The sequence below is a fragment of the Arenimonas sp. genome, from assembly GCF_035312645.1.
Taxonomy (GTDB): domain Bacteria; phylum Pseudomonadota; class Gammaproteobacteria; order Xanthomonadales; family Xanthomonadaceae; genus Arenimonas.
In genome coordinates this window covers 59,012-72,265 of the sequence record NZ_DATGBO010000042.1, presented here as the reverse complement: position 1 = coordinate 72,265, position 13,254 = coordinate 59,012, and the positions used below count along the sequence as shown (strand labels likewise).

General features: G+C 64.2%; 9 protein-coding genes. 4 read left to right on the top strand and 5 right to left on the bottom strand.

Translation table 11 applies throughout. The annotated features are described in order from the left end of the window. Positions 1 to 3 precede the first annotated feature (3 nt). Complete coding sequence (ltaE, locus tag VKM35_RS03600) at positions 4 to 1,017, bottom strand: low-specificity L-threonine aldolase (RefSeq protein ID WP_324318439.1); 1,014 nt, start codon at positions 1,015 to 1,017, stop codon at positions 4 to 6. 119 nt (positions 1,018 to 1,136) lie between these two features. Between ltaE and xth the strand changes: the two genes are divergently transcribed. After that, complete coding sequence (xth, locus tag VKM35_RS03595; RefSeq protein ID WP_324318437.1) at positions 1,137 to 1,904, top strand: exodeoxyribonuclease III; 768 nt, start codon at positions 1,137 to 1,139, stop codon at positions 1,902 to 1,904. A gap of 114 nt (positions 1,905 to 2,018) precedes the next feature. On the opposite strand, the gene VKM35_RS03590 is transcribed toward xth, so the two are convergent. Continuing rightward, positions 2,019 to 2,984 (bottom strand): pteridine-dependent deoxygenase, encoded by a 966-nt coding sequence (locus VKM35_RS03590; RefSeq protein WP_324318435.1) that lies wholly within the window; start codon positions 2,982 to 2,984, stop codon positions 2,019 to 2,021. 75 nt (positions 2,985 to 3,059) lie between these two features. Here VKM35_RS03590 and hemF point away from each other — a divergent pair, with 75 nt between their 5' ends. After that, positions 3,060 to 3,968, top strand: coding sequence for an oxygen-dependent coproporphyrinogen oxidase (gene hemF, locus VKM35_RS03585; RefSeq protein WP_324318432.1), 909 nt, complete (start codon positions 3,060 to 3,062; stop codon positions 3,966 to 3,968). A gap of 332 nt (positions 3,969 to 4,300) precedes the next feature. On the opposite strand, the gene polA is transcribed toward hemF, so the two are convergent. Next, the gene (gene polA, locus VKM35_RS03580) at positions 4,301 to 7,057 is read right to left on the bottom strand and encodes a DNA polymerase I (protein ID WP_324318430.1); all 2,757 of its coding nucleotides are present in this window, start codon (positions 7,055 to 7,057) and stop codon (positions 4,301 to 4,303) included. A 124-nt stretch (positions 7,058 to 7,181) separates the two neighbouring features. Here polA and VKM35_RS03575 point away from each other — a divergent pair, with 124 nt between their 5' ends. Together VKM35_RS03575 and VKM35_RS03570 are read left to right on the top strand one after the other, a co-directional pair. Then, on the top strand, positions 7,182 to 7,631 hold the full coding sequence (locus VKM35_RS03575) for a GNAT family N-acetyltransferase (protein ID WP_324318428.1): 450 nt from the start codon (positions 7,182 to 7,184) through the stop codon (positions 7,629 to 7,631). A 375-nt stretch (positions 7,632 to 8,006) separates the two neighbouring features. Further along, complete coding sequence (locus VKM35_RS03570) at positions 8,007 to 9,857, top strand: serine/threonine-protein kinase (RefSeq protein ID WP_324318427.1); 1,851 nt, start codon at positions 8,007 to 8,009, stop codon at positions 9,855 to 9,857. Between the two features lie 45 nt (positions 9,858 to 9,902). Here VKM35_RS03570 and uvrD read toward each other — a convergent pair whose 3' ends face one another. Next, on the bottom strand, positions 9,903 to 12,068 hold the full coding sequence (gene uvrD / locus VKM35_RS03565) for a DNA helicase II (RefSeq protein WP_324318425.1): 2,166 nt from the start codon (positions 12,066 to 12,068) through the stop codon (positions 9,903 to 9,905). A gap of 120 nt (positions 12,069 to 12,188) precedes the next feature. Further along, positions 12,189 to 13,247, bottom strand: coding sequence for a saccharopine dehydrogenase family protein (locus VKM35_RS03560; RefSeq protein WP_324318423.1), 1,059 nt, complete (start codon positions 13,245 to 13,247; stop codon positions 12,189 to 12,191). Positions 13,248 to 13,254 lie beyond the last annotated feature (7 nt).

The window sequence follows — 13,254 nt, the reverse complement described above, 5'->3', positions numbered from 1 at the left end:
TTTTCAACCCGGAAAGCTGCGGAACGCGGCGATCGCACGTTGCAGACCGGCGTCGTCGATATCCAGATGCAGCACCAGGCGTTTGCTGGCACCGCCGGGGAAAACGCGAATGCCTTGCGCGGCCAGGTGCGCGTCCAGCGCCGGCATGCGCCCAGCAGCGGGCGTGACGAACACCATGCAGGTATGCGGGCCTTCGACGCTGAAACCGGGAAGCTCGCGCAGGGCATCGGCGAGTTCGCGGGCGCGACGATGATCGTCGGCGAGGCGTGCGACGTGATGATCGAGCGCGTGATTCGCCATCGCCGCGAGTCCGCCGGCCTGTCGCCAGCCGCCGCCGACGACCTTGCGCCAGCGTCGTGCTTTCGCGATCAGGGCTTCGTCGCCGAGCAGCATCGAGCCGATCGGCGCGCCCAGCCCTTTCGAAAAACACACCGACACACTGTCGAAATGCCGGGCGATCTCGCGCGCGTGCACGCCATCGGCGACCGCCGCGTTGAACAGCCGCGCACCGTCGAGATGGATCGCCAGGCCTTTGCTGTGCGCGAGCGCACGCGCTTCGGCGAGATAGCTGCGTGGCAGCACACGACCGCCCCAAGTGTTTTCCAGCGCCAGCAGTTTTGAACGTGCGAAGTGCGGATCACCTATCGGCTTCACCGCCTTCGCGACCAGATCCAATGGCAGCGTGCCATCCGGTGATTGCGGAATCGGCTGCGGCTGGATCGAGCCGAGCACCGCCGCACCGCCGCCTTCGAACTTGAAGGTATGCGCCTCGCTGCCGACGAGGTATTCGTCGCCGCGTTCGCAATGCGCGATCAGCGCGAGCAGGTTCGATTGCGTACCACTGGCGACGAACAGGCCGGCAGCGAAGCCAAGCTCATCCGCAAGACGTTCCTGCAGCGCGTTGACACTGGGATCCTCACCGAAGACATCGTCGCCGACCGGCACGTTTGTGCCTGCTGCCAACATCGTCGCGGTCGGACGGGTGATGGTGTCGCTGCGCAGGTCGATCCAGTTCATGTGCGACGGTCCTCGGTGTGCAGGCGGCCATTGTTGCCTTGTTCTGCGTCGCGGTGAAGCCCGTGATCATGGCCGGTGCCGCAGGTACACTCGCCGGCAAGTCATCGTCGGGCCCTGCCATGAAGATCGCCAGCTGGAACGTCAACTCGCTCAACGTGCGCCTGCCACATCTCGAGGAATGGCTCAAACTGCGCGCCCCCGACGTGGTCGCGTTGCAGGAAACCAAGCTCGAGGACAGCCGCTTTCCCGACAGTGCGCTCGCCGAGCTCGGTTATCGCAGCGTGTTTTCAGGGCAGAAAACCTACAACGGCGTGGCAATCCTGAGCCGAACGCCGGCGACCGAGGTGCAGATCGGCATTCCGGGCTTCGAGGACGAACAGAAACGCGTGATTGCCGCGACCGTCGCCGGCATCCGCATCGTCGATCTGTACGTGGTCAACGGCCAGGATATCGGCACCGAGAAATACGACTACAAACTGCGCTGGCTGGATGCCGTGCATGGCTGGCTGGCGCAGGAAATCAAGGCACATCCCGAGCTCGTGGTGCTCGGCGATTTCAACATCGCCCCCGATGACCGCGACGTGCATGACCCCGCCATCTGGAACGACGACAGCATCCTGACCTCGACCGCCGAACGCGCTGCACTGAGCCGCTTGATCGATCTCGGTCTGCACGACAGCTTCCGCCTGCACAGCGGCGAGGGCGGGCATTTCAGCTGGTGGGATTACCGCGCCGCGGGCTTCCGTCGCAATCTCGGACTGCGCATCGATTTCGCGCTGATCAGCGAGGCGCTGAAGTCGCGCTGCATCGGCGCGGTGATCGATCGCGAGCCGCGCACCTGGGATCGTCCAAGCGATCACGCGCCGGTGTGGGTCGAGTTGAACTGAAGATTTGCTTCGCAGGAACGGGCATGACCGCGATTTCTTCACGACAATGAAATCGAAGGGATAGTGATGGTCGGGCTTTCAGACCCATCGAAATCGAAATGGCCATCGACGCCATCACGCCGCGACGAACACGCCTTCGATTTCCACGTCCAGCTCGCGTCGACAGACGTCGCCACGCAGGTAAAGCACCTGCTCGGCAGGAATGCCCGAATCACGAATGACAGCCTGCGCGAGCACCAGGTCGTCGCTATGGCGCAGATAGACGCGTAGCGTTTCGCAATTGACCAGCGGAAACGCGCGGCCGCACTTCTTCTCGCCCTCGGCAAGCAACGAATCCAGGTTGGCGAGGCTCTCGCGCAGTTGCGCGGCGACGTTGCCGACATGCTGCGAGACATGGCCGACGATGCTGGCCGTGCCCGAGGCGAGCAGGCGTGGACGATCAGTGTCGGCATCGAGCAGAGCGCCACGCGAGAAACCCGGCGAGACCGGTCCGAATTCGCGCGGATAACGCCAGGCCGGCGTCTGTCGCGGATTTTCCAGCGCGATCGCCGGCGCGCGTGCGCATAGCGCGATGACCTGCACGCACGCCGCGCCATCGGGGTCGATATCGCCGCCGATCGCGGTCGCGGCCGGTGGCGGATCGTTGAACATGCCGTCGACACCGCGCGCGCGGCCGACGCAGAAACGGCGATAACGTTCGCCATCACCATCGCCGTCGTTGATCGCACCGAAATAATTCCAGATGCGCAGCAGGAACGGATGCGCCGAGGGCCGCACGCAGGTGAGCAGGCGCTCGTAGGCGAGTTCGGCGGCGTGCTCGACATCGCCCCCGACCTCTTCGACGCTGATCGCGACCAGAGCGTAGTGCTCGCCATGCGCCCAAGCGGCGCCGCAGGTTTCCGCCGATTCGGTGATCTCGCCGCCATGCCAGGTTTCGCACAGTCCTGACGCGCCAAGGGCGGGGCAGGGAATGCGCAGGGGCGAGGCCGGGCCGGATCCGAAATCGAAGCGGATGAGGGCGTCGCCGTCGTCGGTGTGGGTGATGCGCAGGCGGGCGCTGGCGGCAGGTGGACTGGTCATTGATTGCCGGGATTATAGCCAGTGCGGCAGCGGCTATCATGCGCGGGCATTCCGCTGCCCGGTGCCGAGCCCGTCATGAGCCAACTTCAGTCCGTCCACGATTTCCTGCGCGACCTGCAGGATCACCTCTGCGCGGCACTGACCGCTGCCGATGGTAAGGGCGAATTTGTCGAGGACACGTGGCAGCGTGCCGAGGGCGGCGGTGGCCGCTCACGGGTGATGAAGGAGGGCGCGGTGTTCGAGCAGGCCGGCGTCGGTTTTTCCGACGTCAGCGGGGCGACGCTGCCACCGTCAGCGACCGCGCATCGGCCCGAACTTGCCGGCGCGCCCTGGCGCGCGCTCGGTGTATCGCTGGTGATGCATCCGCGCAATCCGTACGTGCCGACCAGTCACGCCAACGTCCGCTATTTCGAAGCGCAGCCGCCGGGGCGTGCGCCGATCTGGTGGTTCGGTGGCGGTTTCGATCTCACGCCCTTCTATCCGTTCGATGACGATGTGCGGCACTGGCATACGGTGGCGCGCGATCTCTGCCGGCCTTTCGGCGAGGATCGTTACGCCGCGCACAAGGCCTGGTGCGATCGTTATTTCTTTCTCAAGCATCGCGGCGAGGCGCGCGGAGTCGGCGGCTTGTTCTTCGATGATTTGAGCGGCGACGATTTCGAAAAATGCTTCGCCTATCAGCGCGCCGTCGGCAACGGGTTTCTCGATGCCTATCTGCCGATCGTGGAGAAGCGCAGGAACACGCCCTTCGGCGAGCGCGAGCGCGAATTCCAGCTTTACCGCCGCGGTCGCTACGTCGAGTTCAACCTGGTCTGGGATCGCGGCACCTTGTTCGGGCTGCAAAGCGGCGGCCGTACCGAAAGCATCCTGATGAGCCTGCCGCCGCGCGTGCGCTTCGAATACGGCTACCAGCCCGAGCCCGGCAGTGCCGAGGCGCGACTGGATGCCTATCTGCAGCCGCGCGATTGGCTCGCAGACCCGTAGGAGCGGCGTAAGCCGCGATTTCTGCAGCTTGCGACGCGCAACGGAGAAATCGCGGCGCGTGCCGCTTCTACAGACAGGAAAAATCGCGGCAATAAAAAAGCCCCGCAAGCCAGGGGAAGCTTGCGGGGCCCGGGGGTTGAAGCGGGCTGGGGAAAGCCGGCTTCATCAGGATCACCTCAGGGGAGGGAGTTGATCCAACAACGGACGTTGCATCCGTTGCGGCTCATATGAACACCCGCGCGATGAGAAGTTCGTGAATCGCATCGTTAAGATTTCGTGCGATTCAGTCAGCGTTTAGAGACTAGACGCGCGCCGTGGTGTAGGCGGTTTCATCAATGCGCTTCGTCCCAATTTTCGCCGACGCCGACATCCACGACCAATGGCACACGCAATTGCGCCGCGGACTCCATGCGCGATCGCACCGCGGGCAATAGCGTATCGACGAAATCGCCGTCGACCTCGAACACCAGTTCATCGTGAACCTGCATCAGCATCAGCGCGCGCGCTGAATGCGGCTGCAGCCATTCGTCGACGCGGACCATCGCGCGCTTGATGATGTCGGCGGCGGTGCCTTGCATCGGCGCGTTGATCGCCGCGCGTTCGGCGCCGGCGCGCTGGCCCTGATTCTTAGAATGGATCTCGGCCAGATACAGGCGGCGGCCAAATACGGTTTCGACAAAACCATCGGCGCGCGCCTGTTGCCGCACGCGTTCCATGAAGTCGCGCACGCCGGGATAGCGGGCGAAATAAAGCGCGATGTAATCCTGCGCCTCGCCACGACCGATGCCGAGCTGGCGCGCCAGCCCGAAGGCACTCATGCCATACATCAGCCCGAAATTGATCGCCTTGGCGGCGCGGCGCTGATCGCTGGTGACGGTTTCCAGCGTGGCGCCGAATACCTCCGCCGCCGTCGCGCGGTGTACGTCCTGGCCGCTTGCGAAGGCTTTCAACAAACCGGGATCTTCGGACAGGTGCGCCATGATTCGCAGCTCGATCTGCGAGTAGTCGCAGGCGACGATCTTGCGCCCCGCAGGTGCGACGAAAGCCCGGCGGATGCGGCGCCCATCCTCGGTACGGATCGGAATGTTCTGCAGGTTCGGATCGTTCGAGCTCAGGCGACCGGTGGCGGCGCCGGCCTGGTGATAGCTGGTGTGCACGCGACCGGTCACAGCATTGACCATCTCCGGCAATTTGTCGGTGTAGGTGCTGCGCAGTTTTGCGAGACCGCGGTAGTCGAGGATCAGGCGCGGCAATTCGTGCTGGTCGGCGATCGCTTCCAGCGCCTCTTCATTGGTCGAGGGCGCGCCGGTCGGTGTCTTCACCAGCGCCGGGAGTTTGAGTTCATCGAACAACAACGCGCCGATCTGCTTGGGCGAATCGAGATTGAAGGTGCGGCCTGCCAGTTCGGTGGCGCGCTGTTGCGCGACCAGCATGCGCTGCGACAGGTCGACGCTTTGCCGGCGCAACTCCGTCGCATCGATCATCACGCCGGTCGCTTCCATGCGTTCGAGCACCGGCACCAGCGGCATCTCGATCTCACGGTAGACTTTTTCCAGCGACGGAACGCTTGCCAGTTTCGCCGACAACACCTGGTGCAGACGCAACGTGATGTCGGCATCCTCGGCCGCGTAGGCTGTCGCTTCTTCCAGAGCGACCTGCGAGAACTTGATCTGCTTGGCGCCCTTGCCGGCAACTTCCTCGTAGCGGATGGTTGTGTAGCCCAGGTATTTTGTCGCCAGCGAATCCATGTCGTGACGCTGGATGCCGGCGTTCCAGATGAAGCTTTCCAGCATCGTGTCTTCGGCGTAGCCCTGGACGGCGATGCCGTGGCGACGCAGCACATGCAGATCGTATTTTCCGTGTTGACCGACCTTACGCTTGCCGGCGTCTTCGAGAATCGGCCGCAACGCATCCAGCGCTTCAGCCATCGGTAACTGCGTCGGCGCGCCGGGAAAATCATGGCCAAGCGGCAGGTAGGCGGCGCGACCGGTTTGAACACAGAGACTGATGCCAACGAGATTCGCGCGCATCGGATCCAGCGCGTCGGTTTCGGTGTCGAAGGAAATCAAATCGGCATCGCGAATTTTTTCCACCCAGGCATCGAGCTGCGCGAGCGTAAGGATGGTTTCATACTCGCCCTTGACCGACAGCGCGGCATCCGGCGTTTCGGCTTCCGTTGAAGTTGTCGCGGCCTGGAACGATGGCTTCGGCTTGCCGCCGGCCGCTGCGCCACCGCCCGTCGCTGTGCCACCATCGAGCTCGCGCAGCGCGGCGTGAAATCCGTATTGCGTGAACAGCTCACGCAACGCGACCTGGTCGCGCTCGCGAAGTTTCAGTTGTTTTGGCGTGAGATCGAGTGGCACGTCGGTCTTGATCGTCACCAGATCACGGCTCAGCGGCAGACGCGGCAGCGCCGCGCGCAGGTTCTCGCCGATCTTGCCGCTGATCTTGTCGGCATGCTCCATCACCGCCGCCAGCGTGCCGTATTCGGCCAGCCATTTCGCGGCGGTTTTCGGCCCGCATTTGTCGACACCGGGCACGTTGTCGACGGTATCGCCCATCAGCGACAGGTAATCGATGATCTGGTCGGGGCGCACGCCGAACTTCTCGAAGACCTTGGCCTCGTCATACAAGCTGCCGGTCATCGTGTTGGTCAGGGTGATGCCCGGGCGCACGAGTTGCGCGAAATCCTTGTCGCCGGTCGAGATCATCACTGGAATGTTTTCGGCGTGCGCCTGCAACGCCAACGTACCGATCACATCGTCGGCTTCAACGCCGCCCACGCGCAGGATGGGGAAGCCGAGTGCCTCGACGATCTTCATCATCGGCTCGACCTGCGCGCGCAGATCGTCGGGCATCGTCGGGCGATTCGCCTTGTACTCGGGATACATCGCATCGCGGAAGGTCGGACCGGAAGCATCGACGACGAAAGCGGCGTAGTCGGGGTTTTCCTTCAGCGTTGCGCGCAGCATGTTGACGATGCCGAACAGCGCGCCGGTCGGCGAACCGTCAGGCGCAGTCAGCGGCGGCAGCGCATGGAATGCGCGATACAGATAGGAGGAGCCGTCGATCAGGACAAGGCGGGTCATGGCGGTGCTCGTTGCGGCGATATCGGGATTCTAAGGCTCTTGAGGCGGCTGGCGGCTTTTGCGATGCTTCCGGCTCGTCGGGAGCATCGCCGATTCGGTCCGACGCCAGGAAGCGATCACGCCCATGACAGCGAATGCGATGACGATGACTGCGGCTCTGCGTATCAGCGTCGATGCCGCCGACATCGATATCGACGTCGTGCACGATTTCCTCAGCAAGGATTCGTATTGGTGCCGTGGCGTGCCGCGTCCGGTGGTTGAAGCGGCGATCGCAAACTCGCTGTGTTTCAGTGCGTTGCTGGACGGGAAGTTCGTCGGCTTTTCGCGTGTGGTCAGCGATCGCGCGACCTTCGCCTATCTTTGCGATGTTTTCGTGCTGCCCGACGCGCGTGGTGTGGGCGTGGGCAAGGCGATGCTGCGGGCGATCGATGCCCATCCTGACCTGCAGGGCCTGCGCCGCTTCCTGCTCGCCACCGCCGATGCGCACGGGCTCTATGCGCAGCATGATTTCGCTCCGTTAAGCCGACCCGAGCGCTTCATGGAGCGCTACCGGCCGGATGTCTATCAGCGCTGAGGAGAATATTCGCGCTGCTTTGCGTTGCGAGCGTTGCGTGCGTGCCGCCGCCGGCACACTCAGCGGCCTTCCGATGAGTTCAGCCGCACTCTTTTCGGCTCGACTGGCGGGTCGGGAGTGGTGGATCCCCCATAAAACACTCTGTGACGTGCGTCACAAATTTGGATAGGGTCGCGTTCTCCTGTCGCGGCAAAGGCCGGTTTTTCGACGCCGCAGTGGGAAAAAGGTCGCGAAAACGGCCGTCCAGGGCATTCGAATGCGTAACAGCACATGTCGCCGGAAGCACTTTTCCGGCCCACTCGCGGGGTTCCGGCCCTTGCTTCCCGTGCAGGGAACGCGGGTCTACCATGCGGTCAACGGGAAGGGATGCAGTTCATGAAGACGCGGGTTGGTCATTACGAAATTGTCGCCGAGCTGGGTCGGGGCGGAATGGGCGTGGTTTACAAAGGCTATGAGCCGGCGTTGACGCGCTACGTCGCGATCAAGGAGCTGGCGCCGTCGCTGGCCCACGACGCTTTGCTGGTCGAGCGCTTCCTGCGCGAGGCGCGCTCGATGGCCTCGCTCAACGATCCGCACATCATCCAGATCTATTTCATTGGCCAGGAAAACGAGCAGCCGTTCTTCGTGATGGAGTTCGTGGACGGCGAATCGCTTTCGGGGCTGCTCAAGCGCGAAGGTCGCCTCACCGTCGGCGACGCGCTCAAGATCCTGCATCAATCCGCGCAGGGCCTGTCGGTCGCCCACGACCGCGGCGTGATCCATCGCGATATCAAGCCCGCCAACCTGATGCTCAGCCAACGCGGCCAGGTGAAGATTGCCGATTTCGGCATCGCGCTCGCCAATCACGATTTCAACAGCAAGCTCACCGGCACCGGCGAATTCGTCGGCACGCCCGGCTATCTCTCGCCGGAAGTCTGCCTGGGCAAGGCCGTCGACCAGCGCTCGGATATTTTCGCTCTCGGCATCGTGCTGTTCGAGTCGTTGACCGGCCGCACGCCGTTCTCCGACGAGAGCCCGCTCAAGCTGATGCTCGATGTCGTGCAGTCGGAAATTCCCGATGTGCGTGAAATCAATTCCACCGTCGATCCGGAAGTCGCGGCGATTCTCGCCAGGATGCTCGCCAAGGATCCCGCCGATCGCTACCAGAGCACGCATGAGCTGATCGCCGATCTGGAAAAGCACCCGCTGGTTTCCGTCGGCGGTCCGCTCAGCATCAAGACCGCTGCTCCCAGCGGCCCGGCCGCCACCTTGATCGGCATGGCCACGCCGGTCACTCCCGGCATCGGCATGCGCGCACCGACGCCGCCGCCTTCGGTGGGTGCGCCCACCGTCGCGCCCGCAGTTGCGACGGCGGCGGTTGAAAACAAGACCCAACCCGGCATCACCCAGCCGCCCTCGGTATCGCCGCCGCCCGCGAGGCCTTCGCGCGCGCCATTGTGGGCCGGGTTGAGCCTGTTGCTCCTGCTGCTGGCTGGCGGCGCCTGGGCACTGCGCGGAAAGATTTTCGGCACCAGCGCGACGCCGCCCGATGTCGTCGCGACCGCACCGGTACCGGTGGTCGATACCAGCGCGGCATCGGCGATGCCCGCAACGACCGCATCCGCGACCACCGCTGCGACAACATCGGCTGCCACGCCGGCCGTGCCCGCACCACCGGTTCCGCCTGTGACGGATGCTACCGCTGCGGCGAATACGACGACGGCGCAAACCCCAGGCACCGGAAACACGGCGACAGCCGCGATGACGCCATCGCTCGCGGCAACGCCGGTCGGCGAGCGTCCGCATCCGCTGCGTGATGCCGTGGCGCAGCGCGGCGAAGAGCGCGCCGAGTTGCGCGACGATGCCGCCGGCGCCGCCCTGACCGGTGCGCGTACCTTCATCGTGCAAAGCTCGGGCGATCCCGCGCTGGTCATTCCCGCCGAACAGATGATCGAGGAAAAACTCTCGGGCGCTGGCCTGCATCTCGTGCAGAGCGCGGGCCGTGCCGACGTGGTCATCCGCGTGCGTGCCGAGGGCATCGGCAGCCAGGACATCAGCTTCTACGGCCAGACCGCCAGCCTTACCTCCGCGTATCTCAGCGTGCGTCCATTCGGTCGCGGCGGTCGTCCGCTGAGTACCGGCATCCGCTCGAAGATCGACTACACCACGCTCAATGCCGAAGCCAAGGTGCAGCAGGCACTGGAAAGCAATCTCGACCGCGTGGTCGAGAGCATCGGCAAGAAATGATCGCGCCTCGCTACCGGACGAGTTCGCGCTCGTCCGGTACGCGAATTACGCCGGCGCCAGATTCGCGTAGGCGAGCACCAGCCACTTCGGGCCGGCATCCTCGAAATTGACCTGCACGCGCGCATGCGCGCCGCTGCCTTCGCTGTCCATCACGATGCCGTTGCCGAAACTCGCGTGATGAACGCGCTGGCCCAGACGGAGGGCGCCAGCGGCAGGCGATTCTTCGTAACGGGGTGAAAATCCGGGACGTGAGACGTTCACCTTCGGTCGCACTTCATGCAGCAGCGCCGCGGGAATTTCCCGCAGGAAACGCGACGGCATGCCGATCATTTCCATGCCGTGCAGTCGCCGCGATTCGGCGTAACTGAGCGTGAGCTTCTGGCGTGCACGGGTCAGGCCGACATAGGCGAGACGGCGTTCCTCTTCGAGTCGTCCGCTTTCTTCGCTGGAGCGGTTGCTCGGGAACAAACCTTCTTCGAGCCCGACCAGAAACACCAGCGGAAACTCCAGGCCTTTCGCGCTGTGCAAGGTCATCAGCTGCACGCCGTCCTCGCCATCCTGGGCCTGACCTTCGCCGGCTTCCAACGCGGCGTAGGCGAGGAAGGCGACGAGTTCGCTCATGCTCTCGCTGGCCTCGTCGTCGCGGCGCTCGAAGCGACTCGCGACCGATACCAGTTCATCGAGGTTGTCCGTGCGCGAATCGAGCTGGCCTTTCGATTCGGCCGTGTAGTGCGCGCGCAAGCCCGAGCGTTCCAGCACGTGATCGAATTGTTCGTGCAACGGCAGCGTCGGCGTTGCCTGCGCAAGCACGGCGATCAGTTCGAGAAAGCCCTTGATCGCGTTGCGCGCGCGACCGGCGAGTGCGCTGCCATCGGCCAACTGCTCCGTTGCCCGCCATAGCGAAATCGCATTGGCGCGCGCCACGCGCCGCACCTCGTCCAACGTGCGATCGCCGATGCCGCGCGTCGGCGTGTTCACCGCGCGCTCGAATGCCGCATCATCGTCGCGATTCGCGACCAGACGCAGATACGCCATCGCGTCCTTGATTTCCATGCGTTCGAAGAAGCGCTGGCCGCCGTAGACGCGGTACGGCATGCCGGTCATCTGCAACTGCTCTTCCATCGCCCGCGATTGCGCATTGCTGCGGTAAAGAATCGCGCATTCGGCAGCGTGGCCGCCGTCGCTGACATGCGCGCGGATGCGCTCGACCACGAAGCGCGCTTCGTCGACTTCGTTGTAGGCGGCATAGAGATCGATCAGCTCGCCTTCGCCGTCGGCTGTCCACAGTTGCTTGCCGAGGCGCTCGGGGTTGTGGCCGATCACCGCGTTCGCGGCGGCGAGGATGTTGCCGCTGGAGCGGTAATTCTGCTCGAGCTTGATCGTGCTTGCGTTCGGGTAATCGCGCAGGAAACGCTGCATGTTCTCGACCTTTGCGCCGCGCCAGCCGTAGATCGACTGGTCGTCGTCGCCGACCACGAACACTTGCCCGGTCTCGCCGGCGAGTACGCGGATGAAGGCGTACTGGATGCTGTTGGTGTCCTGGAATTCGTCGACCAGGATCTGCCGGAAGCGCTGCTGGTAGTGCTGCAGCAGGACCGGATGTTCCAGCCACAACTCGTGCGCGCGCAGCAGGATCTCGGCGAAATCCACCAGGCCCGCGCGCTGACAGCGCTGTTCGTATTCCTCATAGACGCGCAGCATCGTCTTGGTGAAAAAGTCGCCGCCCGGCACCTGGATGTGTTTCGCGCGGTGGCCTTCGTCTTTCTGGGCGTTGATCCACCACACCAGTTGCCGTGGTGGAAAACGACCATCGTCGAGTTCGAGATCGTTGGCGATGCGCTTGATCAGGCGCAATTGATCGTCGCCATCGAGCACCTGGAATGACTCCGGCAATCCGGCTTCCTGCCAGTGCAGGCGCAGCAGTCGATGCGCGAGGCCGTGGAAGGTGCCGACCCACATGCCGCGCATTCCGCCATTGAGCAGCGCATCGACGCGGACGCGCATTTCCGCTGCGGCTTTGTTGGTGAAGGTGACCGCGAGAATGCCGTGCGCCGGCACGCCGACGACCTGGTTCAACCAGCCGATGCGATGCGTGAGCACGCGCGTCTTGCCCGAGCCCGCACCTGCGAGCACGAGGTAGTGGCCGGGGGTCGCGGAAACCGCCTCGCGCTGGGCGGCATTGAGATCATCGAGCAGATAGGAAACATCCATCCGGCCATTTTACGGGATGGCGCCAGCGAGGATGGTTGTTTGTAGGAGCGGGCATGACCGCGACCATGATTGCCGCGGCAACCGTTCAAATCGCGGCCAAGGCCGCTCCTACAAAACCGCTCAGCTCGCGACGAAGGCCGAGCCCGTCACGCCAGGCAGCGACAGCACATAGTCCGCACCCATCAACAGCGATGGCGTGTAATAGCCGCCCTCGGGGCGCGCGCCGGTGAGCAGGCGCTGTGCGATGCCCAGCGAAGCGGTGACGGTGAGTTCGTAGCCGTTCGGTGTGCGCAACTGGCCGAAGACCTGCTTGCCGGCGGCATCGCGGACTTCGCCCCAGACCACGGTACCGCTGTCGGCACGTTTTTCCGCGGACGGCCCGAGCACGGTCTTGGCGACCTTTTTCTTCAGATACGACTGCACCGGGCGCGTGCCCAGCAGCGGCCCCAGCCAGCGGATGCGGCGCAGATTTTTCGCGGTCGCCGGCGGCACGCCCATATAGGTTTCGATGTTGGCGATGCCGGTCGAGACGAATGCAGTGTAGACATCGCCCCAGGGAATGGTCATCGCGAAACGCGCCTCGCCGTCCTTGTCGAACGTACGCGTCTTCCAGGCCAGCGGCACGCGCCTGACCCCGCCATCGATGCGCGCACGACCACCTTTCCCCAGGCCTTCTACACTGGTCAGCGCGGTGCCCGGACTCGGGCCGCCGCCGGCTTCGAACGCCAGCACCAGCGAATCGGCATCGGGCAGTTCGCGCTTGAGCTGCGCGGCCAGGCAATCGGTTGGCACCACGTCGAAGCCGCTGCCCGGCAGCACCACGATGCCGCTCTTTTGCGCGCGCGCATGCTGGGCATGACAGTGCGCGAAGACATCGATCTCGCCGGTGATGTCGAGATAGTGCGCCTTGAGATCGAGGCAGGCTTCGAGCATCGGTGCGCTGGTCGCCGAAAACGGCCCGGCGCAATGCAGCACCAGACCGATGCCGTTGAGGCCGGCGCGGACCGCCGCGGGATTGTCGAGCGCGAACGCACGCACCGGCAGCCGGTATTTCTTTCCGAGGGTTTCCAGTGCATCGGCATTGCGGCCGGCAAGCACCGGACGCAGGCCGCGGCGTACGGCCTCTTCGACAATCATCTTGCCGGTGTAACCATTGGCGCCGTAGATCAGCCAGTCCATATGCGTG